This is a genomic window from Candidatus Avelusimicrobium stercoris (assembly GCF_002437085.1).
In the GTDB taxonomy this organism is placed as follows: Bacteria; Elusimicrobiota; Elusimicrobia; order Elusimicrobiales; family Elusimicrobiaceae; genus Avelusimicrobium; species Avelusimicrobium stercoris.
Genome location: NZ_DJOA01000012.1, coordinates 14,952 through 39,723 on the forward strand (window position 1 = coordinate 14,952; position 24,772 = coordinate 39,723).

At 51.4% G+C, this 24,772-nt stretch carries 26 protein-coding genes; 24 read left to right on the forward strand and 2 right to left on the reverse strand.

Features of this window, described 5'->3' with window-relative positions:
* Window positions 1–12: 12 nt before the first annotated feature.
* The 12 genes from rpsK to B2118_RS02155 all read left to right on the forward strand — a co-directional run bounded on the left by rpsK (window position 13) and on the right by B2118_RS02155 (window position 12,081).
* On the forward strand, window positions 13–435 hold the full coding sequence (gene rpsK, locus B2118_RS02100) for a 30S ribosomal protein S11 (RefSeq protein ID WP_177746071.1): 423 nt from the start codon (window positions 13–15) through the stop codon (window positions 433–435).
* Window positions 436–440: 5 nt separating this feature from the next.
* Entirely contained in the window at window positions 441–1,070 is a 630-nt protein-coding gene (gene rpsD / locus B2118_RS02105) for a 30S ribosomal protein S4 (protein WP_428052905.1), read from the forward strand.
* A gap of 13 nt (window positions 1,071–1,083) precedes the next feature.
* Window positions 1,084–2,082: a DNA-directed RNA polymerase subunit alpha gene (locus tag B2118_RS02110; protein ID WP_428052907.1), complete on the forward strand. Its 999-nt coding sequence runs from the start codon at window positions 1,084–1,086 to the stop codon at window positions 2,080–2,082.
* A 17-nt stretch (window positions 2,083–2,099) separates the two neighbouring features.
* Window positions 2,100–2,444, forward strand: coding sequence for a 50S ribosomal protein L17 (rplQ, locus tag B2118_RS02115; RefSeq protein ID WP_428052909.1), 345 nt, complete (start codon window positions 2,100–2,102; stop codon window positions 2,442–2,444).
* A 10-nt stretch (window positions 2,445–2,454) separates the two neighbouring features.
* On the forward strand, window positions 2,455–3,498 hold the full coding sequence (locus B2118_RS02120; RefSeq protein ID WP_177746080.1) for a rod shape-determining protein MreB: 1,044 nt from the start codon (window positions 2,455–2,457) through the stop codon (window positions 3,496–3,498).
* Between the two features lie 103 nt (window positions 3,499–3,601).
* The gene (gene mreC, locus B2118_RS02125) at window positions 3,602–4,459 is read left to right on the forward strand and encodes a rod shape-determining protein MreC (protein ID WP_428052911.1); all 858 of its coding nucleotides are present in this window, start codon (window positions 3,602–3,604) and stop codon (window positions 4,457–4,459) included.
* Between the two features lie 3 nt (window positions 4,460–4,462).
* Window positions 4,463–4,957, forward strand: coding sequence for a rod shape-determining protein MreD (gene mreD, locus B2118_RS02130; RefSeq protein ID WP_428052913.1), 495 nt, complete (start codon window positions 4,463–4,465; stop codon window positions 4,955–4,957).
* A 9-nt stretch (window positions 4,958–4,966) separates the two neighbouring features.
* On the forward strand, window positions 4,967–6,799 hold the full coding sequence (gene mrdA / locus B2118_RS02135; RefSeq protein ID WP_428052915.1) for a penicillin-binding protein 2: 1,833 nt from the start codon (window positions 4,967–4,969) through the stop codon (window positions 6,797–6,799).
* Window position 6,800: 1 nt separating this feature from the next.
* Window positions 6,801–8,144: an FtsW/RodA/SpoVE family cell cycle protein gene (locus B2118_RS02140; RefSeq protein WP_428052917.1), complete on the forward strand. Its 1,344-nt coding sequence runs from the start codon at window positions 6,801–6,803 to the stop codon at window positions 8,142–8,144.
* Window positions 8,145–8,175: 31 nt separating this feature from the next.
* Window positions 8,176–8,844, forward strand: a complete 669-nt coding sequence (locus B2118_RS02145) for a DUF2344 domain-containing protein (RefSeq protein WP_428052918.1) — start codon at window positions 8,176–8,178, stop codon at window positions 8,842–8,844.
* A gap of 33 nt (window positions 8,845–8,877) precedes the next feature.
* On the forward strand, window positions 8,878–10,332 hold the full coding sequence (locus tag B2118_RS02150) for an Rne/Rng family ribonuclease (RefSeq protein ID WP_428052920.1): 1,455 nt from the start codon (window positions 8,878–8,880) through the stop codon (window positions 10,330–10,332).
* Window positions 10,333–10,371: 39 nt separating this feature from the next.
* Complete coding sequence (locus B2118_RS02155) at window positions 10,372–12,081, forward strand: N-acetylmuramoyl-L-alanine amidase (protein WP_428052922.1); 1,710 nt, start codon at window positions 10,372–10,374, stop codon at window positions 12,079–12,081.
* 54 nt (window positions 12,082–12,135) lie between these two features.
* Here B2118_RS02155 and B2118_RS02160 read toward each other — a convergent pair whose 3' ends face one another.
* Window positions 12,136–12,954 (reverse strand): type IV pilin protein, encoded by an 819-nt coding sequence (locus B2118_RS02160; protein ID WP_428052924.1) that lies wholly within the window; start codon window positions 12,952–12,954, stop codon window positions 12,136–12,138.
* Window positions 12,955–13,043: 89 nt separating this feature from the next.
* On the opposite strand from B2118_RS02160, the gene B2118_RS02165 reads away from it, so the two are divergent.
* From B2118_RS02165 to B2118_RS02180, 4 genes are all read left to right on the forward strand, one after another.
* Window positions 13,044–13,286: a helix-turn-helix domain-containing protein gene (locus tag B2118_RS02165; RefSeq protein ID WP_428052926.1), complete on the forward strand. Its 243-nt coding sequence runs from the start codon at window positions 13,044–13,046 to the stop codon at window positions 13,284–13,286.
* Window positions 13,287–13,299: 13 nt separating this feature from the next.
* Entirely contained in the window at window positions 13,300–13,842 is a 543-nt protein-coding gene (locus B2118_RS02170) for a chromate transporter (protein ID WP_428052928.1), read from the forward strand.
* Entirely contained in the window at window positions 13,839–14,363 is a 525-nt protein-coding gene (locus B2118_RS02175) for a chromate transporter (protein ID WP_428052930.1), read from the forward strand. Before B2118_RS02170 ends, B2118_RS02175 begins: the two co-directional genes overlap by 4 nt.
* Before the next feature lie 156 nt (window positions 14,364–14,519).
* The gene (locus B2118_RS02180; RefSeq protein WP_428052932.1) at window positions 14,520–15,257 is read left to right on the forward strand and encodes a hypothetical protein; all 738 of its coding nucleotides are present in this window, start codon (window positions 14,520–14,522) and stop codon (window positions 15,255–15,257) included.
* Window positions 15,258–15,341: 84 nt separating this feature from the next.
* Here B2118_RS02180 and B2118_RS02185 read toward each other — a convergent pair whose 3' ends face one another.
* A complete protein-coding gene (locus tag B2118_RS02185; RefSeq protein ID WP_428052934.1) occupies window positions 15,342–15,998 on the reverse strand; it encodes a M48 family metallopeptidase in 657 nt (218 codons plus the stop codon).
* Between the two features lie 61 nt (window positions 15,999–16,059).
* On the opposite strand from B2118_RS02185, the gene gcvT reads away from it, so the two are divergent.
* From gcvT to B2118_RS02225, 8 genes are all read left to right on the forward strand, one after another.
* Complete coding sequence (gcvT, locus tag B2118_RS02190; protein ID WP_428052936.1) at window positions 16,060–17,139, forward strand: glycine cleavage system aminomethyltransferase GcvT; 1,080 nt, start codon at window positions 16,060–16,062, stop codon at window positions 17,137–17,139.
* Between the two features lie 18 nt (window positions 17,140–17,157).
* Window positions 17,158–17,538: a glycine cleavage system protein GcvH gene (gene gcvH, locus B2118_RS02195; protein ID WP_428052938.1), complete on the forward strand. Its 381-nt coding sequence runs from the start codon at window positions 17,158–17,160 to the stop codon at window positions 17,536–17,538.
* A gap of 63 nt (window positions 17,539–17,601) precedes the next feature.
* The gene (gcvPA, locus tag B2118_RS02200; RefSeq protein ID WP_428052939.1) at window positions 17,602–18,927 is read left to right on the forward strand and encodes an aminomethyl-transferring glycine dehydrogenase subunit GcvPA; all 1,326 of its coding nucleotides are present in this window, start codon (window positions 17,602–17,604) and stop codon (window positions 18,925–18,927) included.
* 1 nt (window position 18,928) lies between these two features.
* Window positions 18,929–20,377: an aminomethyl-transferring glycine dehydrogenase subunit GcvPB gene (gene gcvPB, locus B2118_RS02205; RefSeq protein WP_428052941.1), complete on the forward strand. Its 1,449-nt coding sequence runs from the start codon at window positions 18,929–18,931 to the stop codon at window positions 20,375–20,377.
* A gap of 128 nt (window positions 20,378–20,505) precedes the next feature.
* Complete coding sequence (locus tag B2118_RS02210; RefSeq protein WP_428052943.1) at window positions 20,506–21,204, forward strand: lipoyl protein ligase domain-containing protein; 699 nt, start codon at window positions 20,506–20,508, stop codon at window positions 21,202–21,204.
* A complete protein-coding gene (locus B2118_RS02215; RefSeq protein ID WP_428052945.1) occupies window positions 21,204–21,896 on the forward strand; it encodes a M50 family metallopeptidase in 693 nt (230 codons plus the stop codon). Before B2118_RS02210 ends, B2118_RS02215 begins: the two co-directional genes overlap by 1 nt.
* A gap of 1 nt (window position 21,897) precedes the next feature.
* Window positions 21,898–24,204 (forward strand): AsmA family protein, encoded by a 2,307-nt coding sequence (locus B2118_RS02220; protein WP_428052947.1) that lies wholly within the window; start codon window positions 21,898–21,900, stop codon window positions 24,202–24,204.
* Complete coding sequence (locus tag B2118_RS02225; RefSeq protein ID WP_428052949.1) at window positions 24,191–24,772, forward strand: phosphoribosyltransferase family protein; 582 nt, start codon at window positions 24,191–24,193, stop codon at window positions 24,770–24,772. Before B2118_RS02220 ends, B2118_RS02225 begins: the two co-directional genes overlap by 14 nt.

Below are 24,772 nucleotides of genomic sequence, written 5' to 3' on the forward strand. Positions count from 1 at the left end.
GAATTTAAACATATGGCAGAAGAAAAAGTAACAACGGCCCCGGCCGCGCAAGCGCCGGCGGCGAAAGGAAAGAAGAAAAACGCCAAAGCGCCGGTATTCGGCGTGGTGCATATTTACTGCTCGTTCAACAATACGATTGTAACTGTTTCGGACGACAAGGGCAACACGATTGCTTGGTCCACCGCCGGTTCCCACGGCTTTAAAGGCACCAAGAAGAGCACTCCGTTTGCCGCGCAAATCACCAGCAACAAGGCTGCTGAAAAAGCCGTTGCTATGGGTATGCGCGAAGTAGCCGTAAAAGTTTGCGGTCCGGGCCAGGGCAGAGAAACTGCCGTGCGCGCCGTGCAGCAAGCCGGTTTAACCGTGTCTTCCATTAAAGACATCACCCCCATCCCCCACAACGGATGCAGACCGCCCAAAGCCAGGAGAGTATAAGATTTATGTCTAGATATACAGGACCCAGCTGCAAAAAGTGCAGAAAATTAGATTGCAAACTTTTCTTGAAAGGGAGCAAATGCTACACCAACTGCGTCATTGACAAGTTGGCTGCCGTAACCAAACGCGGCGGCAAAGTTAGAAAAGCCAAAGTGTCCGAATACGGTATTCGCTTGCAGGAAAAACAGAAAGCCAGACTTCAATCTGGTATGTCTGAAATTCCGTTCCGCAATTTGTTTGACGCCGCCGCCAAGGCCGAAGGCCAGACCGGTGAAAATTTCTTGCGCAAATTGGAAACCCGCTTGGACAACACCGTCCGCCGCTTGGGTTTTGCCATTTCGCTTAAAGCCGCGCGCCAGTTGGTATTGCACGGATATGTAACCGTAAACGGCAAAGCCGTAAACGTGCCTTCTTACCAGTTGCGCTTGGGCGACAAAGTAACCTTGAACGCCGCCTTGGCCGAAAACGTGGAAGTAAAGAAAGCCTTGACGGATGCCGAAAAGCGCAACCAGCGCCCGAGCTTCTTGGAATACGATGCGGAGAAGATGACCGGCAAACTTTTAAGATGGCCCGACAGAGCGGAAATGTCCTACCCTGTCAACGAGCAGCTCATCGTAGAATACTATTCTAAATAGTTTGGAGGCAATAATGGCTTTTAACGAAATAGTCCTTCCGCAAAAGATTCAACTGGAAGAAAAAACCGCGTCCGACTTTTACGGCAAATTTATTGCCGAACCGTACGAAAGCGGTTACGGTCATACGGTGGGCAACTCCCTGCGCCGGATTTTACTTTCCGGTATGGAAGGCGCCGCTGTAACCGCCGTCAGAATCGCGGGAGCCGTGCACGAATTTAGCACGATCCCCAACGTGCGGGAAGACGTTATCAATATTTTGCTCAATATGAAACGTCTGCGCGTGAAAATGGAAGGCAAAAACCGTGAATATTTGCAGTTGCACGTCGCCAAACCCGGCGTGGTAACGGCTGCGGATATTGAAGAAGCGTCCGGCGTGGAAATTGTCAATAAAGACCTGGCCCTGGCCACCTTGGAAGTGGGCGGCAGCCTGGAAATGGAAATTGAAATTTCCCGCGGCAAGGGTTATGTGCCTGCCGAAGATTTAGCCAAAATTCAGCGCCCTGCCGGGTTTATCCCGGTGGATGCCCTGTTCTCCCCGATTGTGAAGGTTCACTACGATGTGGAACCTGCCCGCGTCGGCCAGAAAACGGACTATGACCGCTTGATTTTGGAAATTACCACCGACGGCACCTTGGCTCCGGCCCGGGCGTTGCACCGTGCAGCGGTATTGCTGTCCAGTTCTTTGCATATTTTTACGATTGAAGGCGAAGACGATTGCGTGGCCACCACCAGCGATGAAGCGGTGGAAGAACCCGTGTCCACGACCGGGGCCGTCGCCGGCGCGAACGTCAATTCCAAATTGGATGAACTGCTCAACCAGTCCATTGAATTTATTGAATTGTCGTCCCGCTCCATTAATTGTCTTAAATCCGAAAATATTAACACGGTCCGCGACTTGGTTAAAATGACCGAAGACGACTTGAAAATGATCAAGAACTTCGGCGCCAAATCTATGGACGAAATCAAAGAAAGACTGGCCGAGATGAAACTTTCGCTCGGTATGAAAATTTAAGGAGTAGTTTTTAGCGTATGATTAAAAATACCGGATACAGAAAATTGGGCAAGACTGCGTCCCACCGCAAGGCTATGCTTAACAATATGGCCACCAGCATTATTCTTCACGAACAAGTGAAGACCACGCTGCCCAAAGCCAAAGAAGTCAGACGCGTGGTGGAAGGGCTCATCACGCTGGCCAAAGCCAACAACGAACGCGCCGCCAAAGACACCTTGAAGGATGCCGCGGCCGTAAAGAAACTGTTTGAAGTGTTGGCTTCCCGCTATGCCAACCGCGCCGGCGGCTTCTGCCGCATTTACCGCGCGGGGCTGCGCCAAGGCGACAACGCCGAAGTGGCCATCGTTAAACTGGTTGAATAGGTGAACGCTTATGGTAATAGACTATCTTGGGGGGCTTTTCTCTTCTGACTTAGGTATGGACCTTGGCACGGCCAACTGTCTGATCTACGTCAAAGATAAAGGCATCGTGCTGCGTGAGCCGTCCGTCGTCGCCGTGGAAAGAGAAACCGGCGAAGTGAAGGCTGTCGGCGCGAAAGCCAAGCAAATGCTCGGCAGAACCCCGGCTAATATTGTGGCCGTGCGCCCGATGAAGAACGGCGTGATTGCGGACTTTGAAGTTACGCAAGAAATGATCCGCTATTTCATCCGCAAGGTTCACAGCAGAAGCAGTCTGTTACGTCCCAGAATTGTGATTGGCATCCCCTCGGACATTACCGGCGTGGAAAGACGCGCGGTAGATGACGCCGCCCGCCAAGCGGGTGCGCGCGAGGTCTATTTGATAGAGGAGCCCATGGCTTCGGCTATGGGCGCCGATTTGCCTATCGCGGAACCGCACGCAAGTATGATTGTTGATATCGGCGGCGGCACGACGGAAGTGGCTGTTATCTCGCTGGGCGGGATGGTGGTCGCCAAGTCTATTGACGTGGCCGGCGACGAACTGACCGAGTGCATCGTGCAGTATTTCCGCAAAAAATACAATCTGATTATTGGCGAAACGACGGCCGAGGAAGTGAAAATCAACCTGGGTTCCGTCTATCCCTTGAAGGAAGAAAAATCAATGGAAGTAAAAGGGCGCGACCAGACACAAGGCCTGCCCCGCACCTTGACGGTAACTTCGGAAGAAATCCGCCAAGCGTTGATGGAGCCGGTGCGCCTGATTATTGACGTGATTAAAAGCACTTTGGAAGAAACCCCGCCGGAATTGGCCGCGGACCTCGTGGATAGAGGGCTTGTGGTGGCCGGTGGCGGCAGCCTGTTAAGAGGCATTACCGAACTGATCCGCAAGGAAACGGATATCCCTGTTCACCGCGCCGCAGACCCGCTTAGTTGTGTGGCCTTAGGTACGGGCAAGTTTTTGGAACAACTGAACGAAAAAGGCTCCCGCTTCTTCGGCTCCCGCGGTAAATCTTTCTAGCAGACGGTTGCAGAAAACCTTTTAGCGGACACAGTTCTTTAAGGGACCGTGTCCGCTTTTTCGTTTTAACAGGGGGATAATCCCCTATACACAGATTTGAATTATGTTATCACATAAAAAGAAGTCATCTAAAAAGCAAGCGCCCGGTTCCCGCCGGCGTTTTTTGCTCCCTTTAATTTTTTTATTGGCGTCTTTCCTGCTGATGATTTTGCCGCTGGAAGGTTTTGTATCTTCCGTTAAGGCGGTGCTGGCATATGTTTTCCTGCCGCAGGTGCGCGCGGCGCACGCCACGGCCAAATATGCGGAAAACGTAAACCAAACTGTCCGCGAACTGTTGGACGCCCACCGGGAAAACCGGGAACTCAAACAAGAAATTGAAATGACCAAATTGCTATCGTCCCAGGCCGAGGCCATTTTGGACGAAAACGGCCGCTTAACCGATTTGTTAAAACTCTCCCGCACACACCGTTGGAAAGGCGTATGGGCGAAGGTTGCCTACCGCGAGCCTTCCCAATGGAACGCCGTGATTATTGACAAGGGTTTAAAGGACGGTATAACGGAGCGCAGCGCGGTGATTTCTATGGAAGACGGGCACGAAGGGCTGGCGGGCGTAGTGGTGGAAGCCGCGGAAAGCACCGCCAAAGTGCTCTTGGTGCGCGACGAGGATTTTTCCGCCGCCGTTTATTTGGAGCGCGGCAAAGAGGAAGGCCTTTTAACGGGCAATGGCCCGCGCGCGGTGCGCATTAAATATATTCCCCTTTTAACCCAAGTGGAAAAGGGCGATAAAGTCTATACCGCGGCTACCAGCAGTATCTTCCCGGCAGGTATTTTGGTCGGGCAGGTAAGCGGCGTGCGCGAGGACGAAAGTTTCCAAACGGCCCTTACGGTAGAGGTAACCCCGCTGGTGCGTTCGGCTGCGGTGCGGGAACTGTTTGTAATTACGGGGAACGGAGGCAAATAACGTATGTGGAGTTTTGTAAAACTGCTTTTGCTGTTTGTGGCGGCTACGGTATGCCATTGGGCGTTTGCCTCGTTGTTTTCGTTTTGGGGGATGAGCGTGAACATTATGCTGGCCTTTACGGCGGCCTTTTGCGCGGTATTGAAGCCGGAGTTTGGCTATTCGGCGGCCTTCGTGTGCGGGCTGTTTTTGGACTTTTTCGGAACCAAACTGTTTGGCAATAACGCCTTTTCCTTTACCGTGGCGGCTTGTATCATTTATGCGCTGGCGGAACGGTTTGATTTTGACGGGATTTTCCCGCAGGTGGTCAGCGTGTTTGGCTTGTCTGTTTTAGTCAGCGTGATTAATGCGCTCCTCGTGTGGTGGTTTGCCTCCGCCGCGATGTGGCCCGGTTTTTGGAGTGTGCTGGGCGGCGCGGTGATTGGGGCGCTCTTGGCTCCGGCGGTGTTTTGGCTGGTGCGCCGGACCTTAAACGGAGGGGCGGTTTGCCGCCAACGATAGGATTTTTATATGGCAGTTACCCGGATATTTTTTAATGCGCGTTTAAAGACAATGATGATTTTGGCCGCTGTGGCCGGAACGGTCATTGCGCTGCGTTTGGTGGATATCCAGGTCTTGCGCCACAACGATTATTTAAAAATGGCCGAGCGCAACCGCACGCAGATTTTGTACCAGACGGCTCCGCGCGGGCGCGTGTTCACCGCAGACGGCGTAGCAGTGGCTTCAAATGCCCCGGCATTTAGTTTTTATTACCTTTCCGCAGGACGCAAGGACCCTGAATATTTAAACCAATTAGCGCACGATTTGGCCCCACATTTAAAGATGAGCGAAGAAGAAGTGCTCAAAAAGGTGGAACAAGGGGTCAAAACGGGCAAAGCCACCTTGCTGGCCGAAAACCTTTCCACCAAAAGTACAATGGCCTTGCAGGAACTCCAACTGTACTACCCCGGCGTGTATTTGATTGAGGAAACCAAGCGCAGTTATCCCTTTGGCGGGTTTGCCAGCCACCTCATCGGCTACATCGGCAGTATGGACGAACGCGAGTGGCAAAAGCGCGACCAAAGTATGGGATACCGTTTGAACTCCAAAATCGGGAAAAACGGAATTGAAAAGAAATTTGAAAAAGAATTGAAAGGCCACGACGGCGGGGTATATTTGGAAGTGGATTACCGCGGGCGTGTAAAGAGCATTATCCAGGACAAAAAATGGTCCGCCGGGAGCGACGTCTATTTAACCTTGGATTTTGATTTACAACGCGCAGCGGAGGAAGGGCTGAAAAATTCCAAAACAGGCCGCGGCGCCGCGGTGGCGTTGGATCCACGCACGGGGGCGGTGCTGGCCTTGGCGAGCGCGCCTGCGTACGACCCGAATATTTTTGTGCAGTACAGCGACGAGGAAAACCCCAAACAATCTAAAAAAATTAATGAGTATAACCTCGCCGTGCAGGGGATTTATCCGCCCGCTTCCACCTTTAAAATTATTACGGCTGCCGCCGCGTTGGAAGACGGACATTTGGACGTAAACCGCAAAATCAACTGCCCTGGGCATTACGATTCCGGTCCGCGCGTGTTTAAATGTTGGGGCAAGCACGGCCCGGTGGATTTTTTTGACGGGATCAGCAATTCCTGCGACGTATATTTTTATGTTGTGGCTTCCGAAACCGGGGCCGCCGCTATTGAGCGGGTAGAGCGCAAGTTTATGTTCGGCCGCCAAACGGGTATTGATTTGCCCGGCGAAAAGGCGGGCAATTTGTACGGCCCGACCCGCCGCGCGCGCAATAAAACCTATTGGTTTATCGGCGATACATTAAACCTGTCTATCGGACAGGGGGAACTGCTGGTAACGCCTTTAAAAATGGCGCAGTTTGCGGCCGCCGTAGCCAGCCGCGGAAATGTCTATCGCCCGTATTATGTGGAAAAAATTGTCAGCAACCAAACGGGCAAAACCGAAGTGGTGGGCAAAACGGATATTTTGCAAAAGGCCGATTTAAAGCCCAAAACATACGATTTATTGTTTAAAGCCTTAAAACATACGGTGGACGACGGCACCGCTCGGCGCGTGAAAATCAAAGGGTTGGACGTATATGGCAAAACAGGCACCGCGCAGAACCCGCACGGCAAGGATCACGGTTGGTTTATGGCCTTTGCGGGCCGGGAAGGAGAAGAGCCGTCTATTGCGCTGGCCGTATTTGTGGAGTTTGGCGAGGGGGGCAGTTCCGCCGCCGGGCCGATTGCACGCTCTATGCTGGAAGCCTATTTCCGCTTAAATAAACCCGCGGAAAAGCCCCAAACGCAGGCCCGCTCCGCCGAAGATTATGACGAGTTGTTAAGGAGTGGCGATTAATATGGCCGCATTTCGCAATTTTACTAAAAATTCCAGCCGCAGCCGTTTGGATTATGTGCTGTTCGGGGCAATGATTTTACTGGTGATACTGGGCGCGCTGTGCATTATGTCCGCCGTCAACAGTTTATCCTTTTCTAACCCCATTGTCCGCACGCACTTGGTGGCCTTACCGGTGGGGGCTTTGGCGTTTTTTGTGGGGTGGAGTTTTAACTATCAAATCTTTGACGAACAATGGAAGTACCTTTACGGTTTTATTTTGGCCCTGCTGGTGGGGGTGCTGTTGTTCGGTTCCTACCAGCGCGGTTCGCGCTCGTGGTTTGTGTTGCCCTTTTTCTCTATGCAGCCCTCGGAAATCTGCCGCGTGGCCACCATTTTGGCCGCCGCCGCGTTTTTGGACAGGCGCGGCCAGCGCATCCGCGACGTTTCCACGCTCTTTGGCTTGGGGGCGCTCTTGGTGCCTGTTTTTGGCCTGATTATGATGCAGCCGGACTTTTCGTCCGTGGTGGTTACGTTCCCGGCTATTTTGGTACTGCTTTATTGTACGGGCGTAAATGTGTTCTATTTGGGTTTAATTGGCCTTTTTGCGGGCGTGGCGGGGTTTTTTACGATTGCCTGGACATATATCTATCTCCACCCGGATTTGCAGGAATATTGGCTGGTTCACGCGTTTTACGAACTGGCGCATAACGGTTGGTATATGGCCGGCTTTTCCGTATTGGTAATTGTGCTGGGGTATGCGGCTTGGTGGTTTTTTAAGCAGTTGCGTATGCTGCTGCCGTCCTTTTACTTTGTACTGGCCACTTTGGTAGTGCTGGCGGGGCTGTTTGGCGGGATTTTTGTGGATCACCAAATGAAGCCGCACCAAAGAAAGCGCGTAGAAACCTTTTTGGCCCCCAAGTCCGACCCGCGCGGCGCGGGATATAACGTCTTGCAGGCGCAAATTGCGATGGGGGCGGGCGGCGTTTTCGGCTCGGGGCTCTTTTCGGGGACCCAGTCGCGCCTGGGGTTCGTGCCCGAAAAACACACAGACTTTATTTTAGCCGTAGTGGGGGAAGAACTCGGCCTGTGGGGGACGCTACTTGTGTTGGGGCTCTATTTACTCATTTTATGGAGAATAATCGTAGTGGCGTACAGTTCAAGCGACCGCTACGGTTATTTGGTATGTTCCGGCATATTCGGGATGTTTTTTACCTATATGCTGGTAAACTTTGGGATGCTTATCGGTATTGTGCCGGTAGCCGGGATTCCGCTGCCGTTTATTTCGTACGGCGGTTCCAACTTGGTATCCAGTTTATGGGCATTAGGGGTGGTGCAGTCGGTTTACGCGCGCCGCATACGGGCATAAAAAGATGATAAACACGCCAAAAATTTATAAAATGCGTATAGTGTTCACCTGTGCCGAAAAATCTCCGGCGCGGCTGAACACCTTTAACGCCGTGCGCAGTATGGTGCTCGCCAGCGGGTTACCCTACGAACCGGCCAAGGTCAATAAAAATTGGCCCCGGCTTGCGTACGGGCCGGCGCCGTCTATGGGCGTGCGGGCGGAAAGGGAGTATTTGGATATTTATTTGCTTTCCGCCGAGCCTATTCAAAAGGTGCGCGAAGCGCTGGAACAGGCCAAACCGCAGGGGCTCACGCTTTTGGACGTACAACGCGTGCCCTATGCGCTGCCTTCGGTGCAGAATTTGGCCGCTGCGGCCGTTTACCGGGTGGAAGGGAATTTTGATTTGTTTGCCCCGGATATGACGGCGGAAGATTTCTTTAATGCGGCCCGGGTGGATATTACCCGCCGGGCTGATAACGGGCTGGCACTCGTGCAAAATGCCAAACCGTACATTTGGAAAGCGCAAACCGTTTCCAACCGCGCCGTGCGTTTAACGCTTTTAAACGTACAAGGCAAGTGGGAACGTCCGCAAACGCTTATCGCCGCGTGGCTGGGGATTGATATCCCGGCGCAGGACGAAGCGTTTACGGTGGAAGGTTTTACATTTATTAGGGAAAGTTTCCTTTGGCAGGACAGCGAAGGAGAATTTCACCCCATTTAAAGGCTTGTGAAAGAGCCAAGAGAGGATTTTAGTATGAGTAAGAATTTGGAAGGACAGCCCTCCGTGGAAGTCTTGGTCAATACGTCGTTTGAAGAAACGCGTATCGCCATTTTGGAAGACGGACGGGTAAACGAACTGATTTGGGAACGCCGCGGCGCGCTCAATATTGTGGGCAATATTTACAAGGGTACGGTGGAAAACGTACTGCCCGGTATTTCCAGCGCGTTTTTGAACATTGGTTACGAAAAGAACGCCTATTTGTATATTTCTGACGTGTTGGGCGGCGACAAAAAGAATATTGATAAAGTGCTCCACAAGGGCCAGGAAGTAATGGTTCAGGTGGTAAAGGACGCTATCAGCACCAAAGGGATGAAGGTAACGATGGACGTAACCTTGCCCGGGCGCTACTTGGTTTTAACGCCGCACCAAAGTTTTGTGGGCGTATCTAAAAATATTGAAGATTCCGAAGCCCGCCATAAATTAAACGATATTATGCAGGACTTGGCCGCCAAACACTTAAACGGGATGGGCTGTATCGTCCGCACGGAAGCCGAAGAGGCCACCAAGGACGAACTGGAACGCGAGGTAAAATACCTCTACCGCCAATGGCAGTCTATCGTTAAGAAATTTGAAACGTCCCGCTCTCCTAAACTTTTGCACGAGGATATGGATGCGGTGTTGCAGGTGGCGCGTGATGTATTATCCGAAAACGCCAAAGTCTATTTGTTGGACAGCAAAAAAGATTACGAACGCGTATTGGACTTTGTGGAAAAGAACTCCCCGGATTTGGCCGACCGCGTGAAACTCTACAAGGGCAAAACGCCGATTTTTGAAGCCTATAACGTAGAGCCGGAAATTGACAACCTGCGCAAAACCAAACTCCCGCTCCCCAACGGTGGCAGTATTATTATCCAGGAAGCGGAATCCCTCTGCGCTATTGACGTAAACACCGGTAAATTTACCGGCAACAAATCGCAGGAAGAAACCGTAACCCAGACCAATATTGAGGCCGCTGGCGAAATCGCCCACCAGTTGCGTCTGCGCAACATCGGCGGGATTATCGTTATTGATTTTATTGATATGCGCAAAGCGTCCAGCCGCCACCGCGTAGTGGAAGCCTTGGCCGCCGCCGTACACGGGGACCGCGCTAAAATCCGCATTTTGCCGATTACGCGCTTAGGCCTCGTGGAAATGACGCGCGAAAGAAAGCGCGCCAGCACGGGCAGTTTTATCAGCGAAGAGTGTCCCCAGTGCCACGGTTCGGGCCGCGTCCTGTCTGCGGAGAGTATGCGCATTAAAATCCAGCGCGAAATTTACGACCTTACCAACGGCCGCCCCGGCGGGAACCTGCGCGTAGTGCTGCACCCGGTTTTGGCCGAAGCCATTAAGAACCGCCAAGAGGATATTGAGCAGAATATTCACCGCACGCTCAAAATCCAGGCGGATCCGCAGTTGGCGTGGGAAGATTACAAAATCGTCTTGGAGTAAAATAAGTGCGCCCGGCGTGTGTCCGGGCGCTTTTTGCATATGAAACGGCTTTGGCAACTGGTTATTTCCGCTTTCTTGGCTTTGGTGTCTGCCTGCCCCGCGTTTGCGGCGCAGGACGAGGCCGGTTTTATCGTTTCGGGCAAAAAGAACGGAACGGTGCCGTTTGAACAAATCGGCGGCGTACCGTATGTGGACGTGCAAAAAACCGCCCGCAAGTTCGGCGCGAGCGTGGAACTGTTTGCCAAATCCAAACAAGCCAAGGTTTCCACCAAGGGTTTTTATGCTATTTTAACGGCCCCGTTGCAGGAAATTGTGGTAAACGCCCAGCCCAAAACCTTATCCGCGCCCGTACTGGTGCGGGGTGGAAAGGTAATGGCTCCGGCGGAGTTTTTCACCCTGCCTTCGTTTACGCAAGCGGTGGATAAACAAGTAGAATTTAAGAACGGGGCCTTCCATATAGAGCGCCGTTATAACCTGGCTTACGAGGACAAAAAATTTGGCGGTAAGGATAATTTGCTTGTTTTTTCGGCGCAGAAAAATGTAACCTTTACTACCGAACAGCCCAATAAACATACCGTCATTATTACGTTCCCCAACGCTGTGGTAAAGCGCGATTTGCACGAACGCTTGCGCACGAGTTATATCGCCTCGGCGGATATCCGCCAAACCCGCGGGGATGCGGTGTTAAAGGTAATTTTGGGCAAGGATGCGCACGTTTGGAGTTTTGATTGGGCGGACGGCAAATTGGTGTTCCGTGCGGGCCTAAAAAAGGCCCTGCCCGCACCCGAGGAAGAGCCTGCCAAGGCTGAAACTTCTGCCACAAAAGTGGTGCAAACGGCGGAGCATAAATCGCTTGTGGAGGGGGAAGAACCCTCGGTATTACTGGAAGAGGAAGCCCTGTCCCACGAGCCTGTGATGACGGCGGCGGCGCCAAAGGCGGCGGTAATTGCGCCCGCTAAGCCAGAAGCCAAACCGGCCCCGGCGATTTCCGCTAAAACCGCGCCTAAGGCGGCCCCCGTTTTAAAGAACGAGCCGAACCCCGTAAGCGTGCGGGAAGCCCACAAAAAAATGCGTATTGTGGTGGACCCGGGCCACGGCGGCAAGGACCCCGGCGCGATGCGCAACCGTATGCGGGAAAAAGATTGGAACTTGGCCGTAGGCAAGGAACTCGCCCGTTTGTTGCAAAAGGGCGGCTTTGAGGTTAAACTCACGCGCGATAACGATACCTTTATCGCCTTGTCCGAGCGGTCCCGCATTGCCAATAATTTTAAGGCCGATTTATTCGTTTCCGTGCATACCAACGCTTCCAAAAACCGCAATGCAAACGGCTTTCAGGTGTATTTCCGTTCGGAAAAGGCTACCGATAAAGAGGCCGCCGAAACGGCCGCCTTTGAAAACGAAGCGATGCAATACGAAGAGGTCCACTATAACTTTGTGGACGCCCTGTTGCAATCCTTGGCCAAAAACGAATATATTAACGAAAGTTCCAAACTGGCCGGATATGTGCGCAACGCGGTATATAAACAGCCGGGAATCGGTATTGCCGTCAACCAAAACAGCAGCGTCCGCCAAGCCAACTTTTATGTGTTAAAGGGTGTGAACAGCCCGGCGGTGTTGGTGGAAATGGGGTATATCAGCAGTAACAAGGACCGCGCCCGCCTGGGCAATAGTGCGGTGCGCAACAAAATGGCCCTCGGCATTTACAATGGCATTTATAACTATGCCAAAAAAGAAGGTTGGATAAATTAGGGTTTTGAACGGTTAAATATACAGCCCCCGGTTTTATAAGCCGGGGGCTGTTTTTCAAAATCCCATTGTTTTGCAAAGGCCGTTCCTTTTGCTTTTGCACTCGGTTTTACCCGGATAAGGGGAATTATCCAGCCAAACCACGTAATAGGCGGGGCTTTGGTTGTATAGGTCAGTAGAAGCCATATTTTTCCCGTTATTGGGCAGGCCGTGAGTATCAAATAAATTTAAATTTACTTCATTACTGTTAAACATATCCACGGCAAATTTATCACACCACAACATATAGCGGGATGATGTATCGGCGGTACAGCCTTTAAATTCTATGTCTAGGTCTCCCCAAAACTGTGGATAGTCGCCATTTGCCATATAATACACTTCCATAGCGTCTTTGAGTGATTTTCCGGCCGTAATCAGTTGCGAATAGCGGCTTTTGGCTACTGCCTTTTGGTATTGCGGCAGAGCCACGCTTGCCAAAATGCCGATAATGAGCACGACTACTAAGAGTTCTATGAGTGTAAAGCCTGCGGTTGCAATTCGGGCAGGTATTATGATGTCGTCATTCCCGAGTGTTGTAGTCGGGAATCTGTCGTTTTTCTTTTTTGATAACAACGGATCCCCGACTAAATTCCTCGGGGATGACAAAATAGAGGTATTTACCGTGTGCCCACTTGTTGTTAATCCGTCATCCCATAGTGTTTGGCGGCCCGCAGGGTTACGGGATCTGTCGTTTATAAAATTAAGGGTCATACTGGAAGGTTTGCTGGCGCGGAGCGTTCCAGTATCTGTCGTTTTCCTCTTTTTAAATAACAACAGATCCTGGACTACGACTTTCCAGGATGACAACAACGGAAACAGCGATGTAAATCCTTTCATTTTTCCCTCCTAAAAGTACCTTTATTATAACATAAAATGATACTTATAGTCCGTGTACTTAAAAGTATCAAGCCGCTATCCTGTAAAGTATGAAAAATACATACGCTGCGGCAGATAAAAAATATTTAAAGGCGTTCGGCGCGCACGTGCGGGCCTTGCGCAAGGCGGCGGGATTTTCGCAAGAGGATTTCGCCTTGGAAATCGGGTTAGACAGAACTTATATGGGCGGTGTGGAGCGCGGGGAGCGGAACTTGGCTTTGCTCAATTTGCGCAAAATTGCCAAGGGCCTAAAAATATCTGTCAGCGAACTGTTGGCCTTCCCCGCTAAATAGTAAAATATAAGTAATGAAAACTTATTTGATTTTGTTTTGGATTTTTGCCAAAATTGGTACTTTTACCCTAGGTGGCGGGTACGCAATGCTGCCGCTTATTGAACGGGAACTGGTGGATAAGGGCCGCTATTTGGACGAAAAAGAATTTTTGGACGCTACCGCCGTAGCCCAAGCCGCGCCGGGCATTTTGGCTATTAACATCGCCATTTTGGCCGGGTACAAGGTAAAGGGCTTTTGGGGCAGCGTGTGCTGTGCGTTGGGGGCGGCACTGCCGTCTTTTGTTATCATTTTGTTAATTGCGCTCTTCTTTCATAATTTTAAAGATAATCCTATTGTAAAGCGCGTGTTTTTGGGTATTCGCCCCGCGGTGGTGGCCTTGATTGCGGTGCCCGTATTCCGCTTAGCCAAAACGGCGGGTATTACTTATAAAACGGCTTGGCTCCCGGCGGCTTCTGCCCTGCTCGTGTGGCTGCTCGGCGTATCCCCAGTGTATATTGTGCTGGCGGCGGGGTTCGGCGGGTTTTTATATGGCCGCGTGAAAGGGGGCGCTAAATGATTTTTTGGAAACTTTTTGTTACTTTTTTTAAAATCGGGCTTTTTAATTTTGGCGGCGGGTACGCGATGATTTCGTTTATCCAGAACGAAGTGGTTTATAAACAAGCGTGGCTGACGACGTCCGAATTTACCGACGTGGTGGCTATCAGCCAAGTTACGCCCGGCCCGGTGGGGATTAACCTGGCCACCTACACGGGCTACACAGCGGCGCACAGCGTGTGGGGAAGTGTAATTGCCACCTTTGCGGTGTGCTTGCCTTCCTTTATTTTGATGCTTCTTGTCAGCCGCTACTTTTTAAAATACCGCCACGCCCCGGCAGTGGAAAACGTGTTTAAGGGCTTGCGCCCGGCGGTAATCGGGCTGATTGCCGCGGCGGCCTTGGTGCTGTGCAACGGCGAAAACTTTGTGGATTACAAGAGCGTACTTTTGTTTTTGGCCGCTTTTATAGCGGTGGGAAAATTTAAAGTAGGGCCCATTGCCGCCATATCCGCGTGCGGAATTTTAGGGTACTTTTTGTACTGAAATTTAGCATAACCTAACTTTTTATCCAAAAATAAAAAAATATTTTTCCTAATTTTTACGACGGAGAAAAATAGTTTTAAAAAAATATTTGTTAGTTTAGGCTAACTTTTGGTATAATAAATATATCAAAGTTGTGCATTAAGAGGAAAAAGAAAAATGAACTATAAGAATTTAGCAAAAGTTTTATTCGCGGCGGCCTGCGTAGGCGTATGGAGTTTATCTTCTGCCGCCGTCAACACGGGCAAAAATACTGCTGTTTCCCGTGCGTTGGATAACAAATTGGCCGAAGTTACGGTCATTACCGAATTTTTAAAACCCGTCAGACTCAGCGATATGGTTTCCCGCCACCGCCCCGGCTTTAAGGATGTGCTGGTGAAGGTGGAAAAACAAACCAAAACCTGCCAAGGCGTACTTTTGGCCGGAACCCCGCGTGTGGTAACGTTGGCCTCTTGCGTAAAAGGGGACAAAGGCTTTGCGGTGAGCAAGGTTACGCTCCAATTCGCCAACGGCAAACAAGCCACCGGCGAAGCCAACGCCATTAGAACCCAAGGCGAATTTGCCCGCTTGTATGTCAAGCGCGCCGTAGTAGAAGGCTTAAAGGGTGTGGAAATTGCCAATATCGGTGCGGGTAAATCCTTGCAGCAAACCTATAAAGACGGCACGGCTCTGCTGGCGCAGTTCTTCAATAACCGGGGGGTAATTTCTCCGCGTGCCCGCCGCGCTATGGGTATTAAACCGTCGCTTAAAATCGGTTCGCCTGTGTTCTTCCACGGCAAACTGGTGGCGCTTGCGAACGATGTTCCGTCCCGTTTCCCCGTGTCGCTCTTTGGCGGCGTAGATGAGGATTCCTTGACGGTCGTCCGCCCCGATAACGGTTCGGCTCTGCTTAAATAAATTTTGCTTCCCCGCCCACAAGCCAGGGTCGGGAGGTCTCCTATAAAAAACCGCCGGAAATTCGCACCGGCGGTTTTTTACTGTCTAATTTTGCGGATTGTTTTCTTGCGGTTCGTCTGTTGGTGGCTCGCGGTAGGTCAGTTCCACCTCGGCAAAGATAGAGCCTTTGTTATCATTTAACCAGCGGCGGTGGCTCTTGTAATCGGGGCAGAATTGCGCCACCAACTGCCAATATTCCTGCCCGTGGTTCATATGCACCAAGTGGCACAGTTCGTGCACCATTAGGTAATCCTGTACGGCCAAGGGCATTTTTACAATGCGGTAAGAATAGTTGATGTTCTTTTTGCCCGAGCAACTGGCCCAGCAGGTGCGCTGGTCTTTAATGACGATGTTGTTATACTCCACGCCAATTTTTTCCGCCCACTCTTTTGTTTTGGCTTTCAAGGTTTCGTTGGCCTTTTCGCGAAGCCAAGCGGTAACCAGGGCGGACGGGTCGGACTCCTTGGTATGCAAATAAATGTGGAAGATTTCCCCGTCAAACGCTACGCCTTCCTCTTGGTCGGGCGTCAGGTACATACGGGCTTCGTAAAAATTGCCGTTGTAAAGCACCTTGTTTTCGCCCGTGGGGGTGTTTTGCTCGGCGGCGGACGAATCCTGCTTGCCGAACACTTCGGGCAATTCTTTTTTCAGCCGTTCAATAAATAGTTTTACGTCGCTCACGACGCTCTGCGTATCTGCCATATCTATATTGTATAAAAAAGCATTAAATTTTATACAATGAACATATACTTTTGGAGGCGTAATGACTCATACCGATTTGAAGACTACTCCGCTCTGCGCCGCTTGCGAAGCCGCCGGCGGAAAAATGGTGGACTTTCACGGCTGGCTGCTGCCGGTGCAATTTAAAGGCATTTTAGCCGAACATAAAGCCGTGCGCGAAGCCGCCGGGATGTTTGACGTTTCCCATATGGGGCAGTTTTTTGTAGAGGGAAAAGACGCTTGGGCCTTTTTGCAATACATTAACTGCAACAATATTAAAAATACCCCCGGCGCGGGCACTTATTCCCACATTTTAACGGAAAAGGGTACGATTATTGACGATGCCATTTCCTTTTGTCTAACACCTGAAAAATTTTTAGTAGTGGTAAACGCCGCCTGTATTGACGGCGATTTCGCTTGGTTTACCAAACAGGCCAAAAACTTTCAGGTTACCGTGCGAAACGAAAGCGCCGACTGGGCGATGATTGCTTTGCAGGGCCCCAAGGCCGTGGAAATAGCGGATAAAGTGGTGGCCGGAGCCGCCGACTTGCCGCGTTTTCATATTAAAGAGATTGAACTCTTTGGCGCGCACGGGTATATAACCCGCACCGGATACACCGGGGAAGACGGGGTGGAAATTATGCTGCCCAACGATAAAATTGTAGAACTGTGGGCCGCCTTGCTGGCGCACGGGGTTACTCCGTGCGGCTTGGGCGCGCGCGATGTGTTGCGCTTGGAAGCCGGGTATTTGCTTAACGGGGCGGATGCGGACCAAACCCGCACGCCGTACGAAGCCAACTGCGGTTGGGTGGTAAAATTAGCCAAGGAAAATTTTGTAGGGAAGGAAGCCCTTGCGGCGCAAAAGGCGCAGGGCCTCAAAGAAAAACTGACGGCCTTTGTGTTAAAGTCCGCCGGAGTGCCCCGCGCGGGATGCAAGGTGTTTGTAGGCACGGAGGAAAAAGGCACGCTCACCAGCGGGACGTATTCGCCCTTGTTTAAAGGGATAGCCGTCGGCTACACGTCCGCGGACGTAACCGCCGGGACGGAAGTAGAAATTGAAATTCACGGTAAACGCGTAAAAGCCGATACCGTCAAAACACCCTTTTATAAAAACCGGGTTTAAATTAAGGAGAAATTAATTATGCATACCGAAGAAAATTGCCGCTTTGCCAAAACGCACGAGTGGGCCTATGCCGAAAACGGCGTAGCCACCGTGGGTATCAGCAACCACGCGCAGGAAGAAATCAGCGATATCGTATTTGTGGATTTGCCCAAGGTGGGCCAACAAGTTACGGCCGGCCAAAACTGCTGTGTGATTGAATCCGTTAAATCCGCCAGCGAAATTTATGCCCCCGTCAGCGGGGAAATTGTGGAAGTAAACTCCGCGCTGGAAGGAGACCCGGCCCTTGTAAACCGCGAACCGCACGGCAACGGCTGGCTGTTCAAAATCAAAATGACGAACGCCGCCGAATACGACAACTTGCTTGACGTAAACGCTTACAAAGCCACCCTCGCCAAATAACGGTTGCCCAGATTATGTATCCCCCGCGCTAAAAGCGGGGGATTTTACCAAGAGGACTTATCAATGTTTATCCCAAATACCCCATTGGACCAAAAAGAAATGCTGGCTAAAATCGGCGTTTCGTCTGTAAAAGAGTTGTTGGCGCAAATTCCGCAGGAGTTACTGTACCCCGTTTTAAATTTGCCCAAAGCCCTTACGGAGCAAGAACTTACCGCGCATATTCACGCGCTGGCGGCCAAAAATAAACCGCTCAAAAATTTTATCGGCGCGGGGATGTACGAACATTTTATTCCCGCCGCCGTGCCGGCGCTTTCCTCGCGCGGGGAATTTTTAACCGCTTATACGCCCTACCAGGCCGAAGCCAGCCAAGGCACCTTGCAGACGATTTACGAGTTTCAAAGTTGCCTGTGCGCCTTAATGGATATGGATGTTGCCACCGCTTCCCACTACGACGGCGCCACCGCCGCGGCGGAAGCCGTACTGGCGTGTCTTCGCATTACGGGGCGGACGGAAATTATTATCTCTTCCGCACTGCACCCGCATTATAAACAAGTGCTTACTACCTATGTGTGCCATTTGCCGGGCGTAAAAGTGGCGGAAGCCCCACTGGCGGCGGACGGCACGCTGGATTTGGAAGCGTTAAAGGCTAAACTAACGGATAAAACGGCCGTATTTTTGTTGCCGACGCCTAACTTTTTTGGATGCTTGGAACACGCAAACGAAATTTCCGCCTTGGTTCATAACGTGGGAGCGCTGTTAGTCGCCCTTGTGAACCCCATTTCGCTTGGTGTAGTGCAAACGCCTGGCTCCTATAATGCCGATTTTGCCGTAGCCGAGGGCCAGCCCTTGGGCAACGCGGTGAATTTCGGCGGGCCGGGCCTGGGCATTATGACGGCTAAAAAAATGTATATGCGCCAACTGCCGGGGCGTATCGTGGGCATTGCCAAGGACAAAGACGGCAAACGCTCCTTTGTGCTGACGTTGCAAGCGCGCGAACAGCACATCCGCCGCGAAAAGGCCTCGTCCAACATTTGCTCCAACGAAGCCCTGTGCGCGTTAAATGCGGTCATTTATTTAACGCTTCTCGGCCCCAAGGGCTTAAAGGAAGTAGCCGAACTGAACTTGGAGCGGGCGCACGAATTGGCCGCGCTCATTAGCGAAGTGCCTGGCTTTAAACTGAAATATTCCGCCCCGTTCTTTAACGAGTTTGTGGTGGAGTGCCCGGTTCCGGCCAAGAGCGTTATTAAAAAGTTGGAAAAGAAGGGCCTCGGCGCGGGCTACGCGCTTACTGAAATCAAAGGTATGAAGGATTGCCTGCTTGTGTGCGCGACGGAAACCAAAACCGAAGCGGATTTAACTGCCTATCAAACGGCCTTAAAGGGGATTTAATATGGAAGAAATTTTACAACACAGCCAATTATCTATTGAAAAATCCCAGCCCGGCCGCCGTGGCGTGCGCTTTGAAGGGGTTAAAAATCACGCGGCGGATTACTTGCCCGCGGACTATTTGCGCAAAAGCGAGCCCAAGTTGCCCGAAATCAGCGAGTTTGAAACCGTGCGCCACTTTACGCGGCTTTCGGAACTCAACTATTGCTTGGACGGCGAATTTTATCCGTTGGGCTCCTGCACGATGAAATATAATCCTAAGGCCTACGATGTACTTTCCGCGTTGCCGGAATTTACATCTGCCCACCCGTTTTCGCCGGAAAGTGCGGTGCAGGGAACCTTGGAAATGCTGTACAATTTGCAGGAACTGTTAAAGGAAATTACGGGGCTTTCCGCCTTTACCTTACAGCCTGCCGCAGGCGCGCACGGGGAACTGACCGGCATTATGACGGCCCGCGCGTATCACGATGCCCGTAAAGATTTTAAACGTACCGAAGTAATCGTGCCCGATACCGCCCACGGAACCAACCCGGCTACGGCGCATATGGCGGGTTATACGGTGATTAACATCAAATCCGGCCCCGACGGCTGCGTGGATAAGGAAGCCTTAAAGGCCGCCCTTTCCGACAAAACCGCCGCCTTTATGCTGACCGTCCCCAATACGGTGGGGCTCTTTGAAAAGGATGTGCGCGAAATTGCCGATATGGTGCACAAAGCAGGTGCGCTGTTCTATATGGACGGGGCGAATTTCAACGCGTTAATTGGCCTGGCCAAACCGGCGGACTTCGGCGTGGATATTATGCACTTAAATTTGCATAAAACCTTTGCCGCTCCGCACGGCGGCGGCGGCCCGGGTTCCGGCCCGGTGGGTGCGGCGGCGCACGTGGCGCCGTTCTTGCCTAAACCGATGGTGGAACTTAAAGACGGCAAATACACTTTATCCGGCAAAATGCCCAAGAGTTTGGGCAAAATGAAGGCATTTTACGGCAATATTGCCGTGTGCCTGCGCGGGTATTGCTACTTGCGCCAGTTTGACGGAAAAACGCTTAAAGACATTGCCGAAAACGCCGTATTGAACGCAAATTATGTCCGCGCCGCGTTAAAGGGCAAATTTAATGCGTTTTTTGACCGCCCGTGTATGCACGAGTGCGTGCTGACGCAAAACCCGGCGGAAATGAACGGCGTTCACACGTCTGACATTGCCAAACGCTTGCTGGATTACGGCTTTTACGCGCCAACTATTTACTTCCCGCTGATTGTGCCGGAAGCAATGATGGTGGAGCCGACGGAAACCGAAAGCAAGCAAATGCTGGATGCGTTTGTGGCAGCAATGGATAAAATCTACGAAGAAATTAAGACGAATCCGCAAGTAGTCAAGGATGCTCCGCATACCCAATGCGTTAAACGTATTGACGAGGTGTCCGCCGCGCGCGAACCCAACCTGCGCTGGTAAGTGCTCGTTTGGGTATAACTGTTTGATAAAAGGCCGCTTTTTATAAGTGGCCTTTTTGCTGTGGGGGAAAAACGACTAATGTGTTTCCGCGCACCAAAGGGGGCCTTGGAACTGGTAAAATATATCATATGAATTTACTTTTGTCCGCCCCGGCGTTAAATGTGTATGAACAAATGGCGTTGGACGAGTGTTTAGTACGCACCCGCCCGGAGGAAATCACCCTGCGCTTTTACCGTTGGACGGACGGCCCCGCCGTTACGTTTGGCTATTCCCAATTCGTGCGCGAGGTGCAAAAAACGCTTGCGGAGCGCGCCTTTTGGGGCCCGTATGCCCGGCGGCCTACGGGGGGCGGCGTGGTGTTTCACGGGAACGATTTAACCTTTTCCTTGGTGTTTGCGTCCGCTGACCGCCCAAGCGAAATTTATAAAAAGTTTCACCGTTTTATTTTGGCGGAACTCGCCGCGCGTGGGGTAAGCAGTGTGCCGTTTGATAAGGTCTTGTCCGCTTCCGCCTATGCGCCCAGCGTGAACCATACGGCAAACGCCTGTTTTATAAACCCGGTGGAAAACGATTTGCTGGCCGCGGACGGTCATAAAATTTTGGGCGGGGCTATCCGGCGCTTTGGGCAAACGGTGCTGTACCAAGGTTCCCTGCAAGTGCCGGACGGACGCACCAATCCCCTGTATAAAAACGCTGTTATTGGCGCGGTGCGTGCCTTTTTAGGAACGGATTTGCGCCCGTGCGGGGCTTCCGCCGCCTTAATTTCCGCGGCGCGCCGCTTGGCCAACGCCCAGTATAAAACACCTGCCTGGACGGAGAAATTTTAATGCTTTGGCGCCCGGTAAAATTTTTATTTGCGCTTGTTTTGCTTCCCACCGCGTTTTTTACGCTCGTGGAAACAGGCAAAATTTTCTGCTCCGTGCTGGGGCATATCGGCGCGGCGGTCAGTTTTATTTTGGGAATTTTGATTTATTGCGGGATTCATTACGGGTATTACAATTTTTCCCGTCCGTATGTTTTTGGGCACGAAATGACACACGCCCTCGCCGCGCTTGTGTGCGGGTACCGCATTAAGGACGTATCCGTCGGGCAGGACAGCGGATACGTAAAAATGGACAACTGCAACGCCTTTGTGGTGCTGGCGCCGTATTTTGTGCCGCTGTATGTGATTGCGGCGGCTCTTATTTATGCCATAACGGATTTGTTTGTAGATTTAACGCCCTACCGCCAAGTGTTTTTGTTTGTTATCGGCTTTTTAACCGCGTTCCACTTTGTGCAAACCTTTAAAACCTTGTTTGAGGCCGACCAGCCCGATTTAAAAATAGCGGGCGGGAAAGTGTTTTCCGGCGTGATGATTACGCTGGCAAACTTGGTGGTGTTGGCGGTGGTGTTAAAGGCGATGTTCCCAGAAGTGGTGCTGCTTACGGAGGCCGGGAAAAATATCTTAGCCGGGACCGTCAATGTCTGGCGAATTATAGTAAACTATATAATAGAGAAGGCTGTAAACTCCGGCAAATAATATGGGTAAGCATAAAAAAACTACAAAAAAGAAAGGATTTTTCCATTGGCTGTGGCGGTTTTTTAAATCGTGCTGCATTTTAAGTTTGCGCACGGTGCTGTTTACCGCTATGTTTTTGATGCTTATCTGCGCCGGGCTGTGGCTGCTTTTTTTAAAAACCTTTAACGCCCAGCACATTAGCGAAATTATCACGGACGAATTGCAACGCCGCTTGGACCGTCCGGTTGTCATTTCCTCGTTGGATTTAAAGTTTATTAATACGCTTGAATTAAAGGGCTTTGCCGTGCTGGATACAGACGGCGAGCCGGGGCGTGCGCTTGTATCGGCGGACTCGGTAACCCTGCGCTTTAATTTGCTTCCGCTTTTAAACCAACAGTTAATTATTGACGAAGTTTCCTTGAACGCGCCGCGCTTTAACGTGGTGCGCAAAGCGGACGGCACATATAATATGCCGCAAATCCGCGTGCCGGAGGAACGCTCGGTCTATACCAGCGAACTGACGGGCAAAAAGGTTACGGTAAGCGTAGAGGACTGGACGGTCAAAAACGGCGTGGTAAGTTACAAGGATTTGGCGTCCGGGCTCTCGCACGCAGTGTATGGGCTCAACTTGCATTTTGAGCGGCTTCGCTTTAACGAACTTTCGCGCTTTTCGGCGGAAATGGTGCTACGCAATAAGTGGGGGGATAATATTTCCGATATGGAAATTAAGGGCACGGGGCACGTCAATTTTGCGGATTTTGAGTGGAAGAATTTTGCCCTGCGCAGTTTGCGTACACAGGTGTATTTGTTCCAAAAGCCTGTGGATATTCTGCTGGATTTGGATAATTTAAGAACGCCTTATTTTAATATAAAAGCCTCTATTCCCGCGTTTGAGGATAAGGATTTATCCCTCTTTCACGCCGAAAAGGGCCGTTTTTCCCTTCCGAAATCCACCCTTACGGCTAAGGGCGTGCTGACAAACGACTATCGCCTGTTAAAATTAACCCAACTGACGGCCAATGCGGCGGACGTAAAACTGACCGCTTCCGGCACGGTGGATTTTGAAAAAGCCCCCTTTGCGGCCGATGTGCAGGCGTCCACCAATTTCTTTAATTTAGCCGGAAAAGAAAAATATTATCCGTTTATCGCCAAATATAAACTAACGGGCCAGGGTTCCTTGGCGGGCCGCCTGACGCATACGGACGGCAAGTACGCACTTCCGCTCGTTACCGCGCAGGTCAAGGACGCTTCGGCCTTGCTCTACGGCTTTAAGGCGGATGATGTTACCGGCGAGTTCCAGGCTAAAAAAGACTTTGCCGATTTGTACGCCGCCACAACGGCGGGTAAGGTAACGGTGGACCGCTCGGTGTTTGACAAAGTGAATTTAAGCGCCAGTTGGCGCAAGGGCAATTTGTACGCCAATATCGCTTCGTGCGAGTTAAACGGCGTGCCGTTTAAAATGAATTTGTCTGTTAAAAATTTGAAAAGCGCCCGCCGTAAAATCCGCACCTCTATTTATTGGAAACATTTAGACCCGATGGCGTTTATAGAAACGGTGCGCGACTTTGTAACCGTGATTGTGCCGCTTACCAAACACGGCGGTAAATTTAAGGCCCCGGTGGATGGGCAACTGGCGTGGCTGCGCAACTTCCGCGACCGCCTGCCCGGCTTTATGCCCAATTTTGCGGGCACGCTGACGGCGGATACTTTTTCCACGCAGGTTTTGTCCGGCAACCGTTTTAGCGCGGAGTTTGATTTTACGGGCTTTAAGGCCGGGATGAAGCAACTCACCGGTCCCTTACACGCGCGTTTGGAGGGCGGCGTTATCCACCAAATGGAAAAATGGGCCGAGGAACAGCAAGCGCTTAATATTACGTTCCAGCCGTTTTTAATTATGCACCGTATGGAGCGCGCAGGAAGTTTTAAGGTGGGCCAAGTGCTTAAAGACGTGCCGTTTACCGATATGGCCGCCTCGGTAGAGTTTAACAAAGGGCCGATGACGATTAACAACGCCTATACGGTGGGGCCCACTCTTTCGGCCGCGGTCAGCGGGTGGACTAACTGGGTGGACGAAAATTTTGATATCATAATATGGACGATGTTTACCAATACCTCGCGTTCCGGGGCATTGGCCGAAAACTTGACGGACGAATCGGGCAACCCGGCGCTGGCGTTTCGGGTGTCGTCTTCAATGTTAAAGCCCAAACTGGAAATGCTGCGCGCCAAAAAAACAGGAAACACCATACGCGCCGCCCAGGAAAAGGGTGTGCCGACAGATTTTAGTGCCGCAACTAAATTTATCCAAGGAGATTTTAATGCCAAGAAATAATATGGACGTACTGTGCCTGTTGCAAGAACACGGCGCCATTTTAGAAGGACATTTCGTAATGCCGTCGGGGTTTCACAGCCAGACGTATATTCAAACTTCGCTGTTAATGCAGCACCCCAATTTGGCGCAGAAGATTGCGGGGGCGCTGTCGGATAAATTTACTAAACACGCCGACGTCATTATGGCGCTTACGCCGTCCGATTCCGTCTTGGCGCAGGAAGTGGCCCGCGCCCGCGGTGTGCGCGCGATTTTTGCCTCGCGCGACGATAACGGCGAAATGATTTTAAAGCATAACTTTACCGTAAAAGAGGGCGAAAATGTGCTCATCGTGGACGATGTGGCCGTTTCCGGCCGCAAAATTAACAAAGCCATTGACCTGGTGGGCAAACTGGGGGGAAATGTGATTGGCGTGGGCGTGATTGTGGACCGCTCTATGGGGTATTTGCCTTTGTCCGTGCCGCTTCGCTCGCTTTTGTCTTACCCGATGCAAACCTTTACGGCTAAGGAATGCCCGCTGTGCGCGGCCAAATTGCCGGTTACGCCGGTGGAAGAGGTTTCCAAAAACTAA

Bases quoted from the DNA above. Each gene is read 5' to 3' on its own strand.
- B2118_RS02110 (WP_428052907.1), top strand. From the start codon at position 1,084: ATGGCTTTTAACGAAATAGTCCTTCCGCAAAAGATTCAACTGGAAGAA.
- B2118_RS02225 (WP_428052949.1), top strand. From the start codon at position 24,191: ATGCCAAGAAATAATATGGACGTACTGTGCCTGTTGCAAGAACACGGC.
- gcvT (WP_428052936.1), top strand. From the start codon at position 16,060: ATGACTCATACCGATTTGAAGACTACTCCGCTCTGCGCCGCTTGCGAA.
- B2118_RS02185 (WP_428052934.1), bottom strand. From the start codon at position 15,998: ATGGCAGATACGCAGAGCGTCGTGAGCGACGTAAAACTATTTATTGAA.
- B2118_RS02170 (WP_428052928.1), top strand. From the start codon at position 13,300: ATGAAAACTTATTTGATTTTGTTTTGGATTTTTGCCAAAATTGGTACT.
- B2118_RS02215 (WP_428052945.1), top strand. From the start codon at position 21,204: ATGCTTTGGCGCCCGGTAAAATTTTTATTTGCGCTTGTTTTGCTTCCC.
- rpsD (WP_428052905.1), top strand. From the start codon at position 441: ATGTCTAGATATACAGGACCCAGCTGCAAAAAGTGCAGAAAATTAGAT.
- B2118_RS02145 (WP_428052918.1), top strand. From the start codon at position 8,176: ATGCGTATAGTGTTCACCTGTGCCGAAAAATCTCCGGCGCGGCTGAAC.
- gcvPB (WP_428052941.1), top strand. From the start codon at position 18,929: ATGGAAGAAATTTTACAACACAGCCAATTATCTATTGAAAAATCCCAG.
- mrdA (WP_428052915.1), top strand. From the start codon at position 4,967: ATGGCAGTTACCCGGATATTTTTTAATGCGCGTTTAAAGACAATGATG.
- B2118_RS02140 (WP_428052917.1), top strand. From the start codon at position 6,801: ATGGCCGCATTTCGCAATTTTACTAAAAATTCCAGCCGCAGCCGTTTG.
- B2118_RS02150 (WP_428052920.1), top strand. From the start codon at position 8,878: ATGAGTAAGAATTTGGAAGGACAGCCCTCCGTGGAAGTCTTGGTCAAT.
- mreD (WP_428052913.1), top strand. From the start codon at position 4,463: ATGTGGAGTTTTGTAAAACTGCTTTTGCTGTTTGTGGCGGCTACGGTA.
- rpsK (WP_177746071.1), top strand. From the start codon at position 13: ATGGCAGAAGAAAAAGTAACAACGGCCCCGGCCGCGCAAGCGCCGGCG.
- rplQ (WP_428052909.1), top strand. From the start codon at position 2,100: ATGATTAAAAATACCGGATACAGAAAATTGGGCAAGACTGCGTCCCAC.
- B2118_RS02175 (WP_428052930.1), top strand. From the start codon at position 13,839: ATGATTTTTTGGAAACTTTTTGTTACTTTTTTTAAAATCGGGCTTTTT.
- B2118_RS02120 (WP_177746080.1), top strand. From the start codon at position 2,455: ATGGTAATAGACTATCTTGGGGGGCTTTTCTCTTCTGACTTAGGTATG.
- B2118_RS02220 (WP_428052947.1), top strand. From the start codon at position 21,898: ATGGGTAAGCATAAAAAAACTACAAAAAAGAAAGGATTTTTCCATTGG.
- B2118_RS02155 (WP_428052922.1), top strand. From the start codon at position 10,372: ATGAAACGGCTTTGGCAACTGGTTATTTCCGCTTTCTTGGCTTTGGTG.
- B2118_RS02180 (WP_428052932.1), top strand. From the start codon at position 14,520: ATGAACTATAAGAATTTAGCAAAAGTTTTATTCGCGGCGGCCTGCGTA.
- B2118_RS02210 (WP_428052943.1), top strand. From the start codon at position 20,506: ATGAATTTACTTTTGTCCGCCCCGGCGTTAAATGTGTATGAACAAATG.
- gcvPA (WP_428052939.1), top strand. From the start codon at position 17,602: ATGTTTATCCCAAATACCCCATTGGACCAAAAAGAAATGCTGGCTAAA.
- B2118_RS02165 (WP_428052926.1), top strand. From the start codon at position 13,044: ATGAAAAATACATACGCTGCGGCAGATAAAAAATATTTAAAGGCGTTC.
- B2118_RS02160 (WP_428052924.1), bottom strand. From the start codon at position 12,954: ATGAAAGGATTTACATCGCTGTTTCCGTTGTTGTCATCCTGGAAAGTC.
- gcvH (WP_428052938.1), top strand. From the start codon at position 17,158: ATGCATACCGAAGAAAATTGCCGCTTTGCCAAAACGCACGAGTGGGCC.
- mreC (WP_428052911.1), top strand. From the start codon at position 3,602: ATGTTATCACATAAAAAGAAGTCATCTAAAAAGCAAGCGCCCGGTTCC.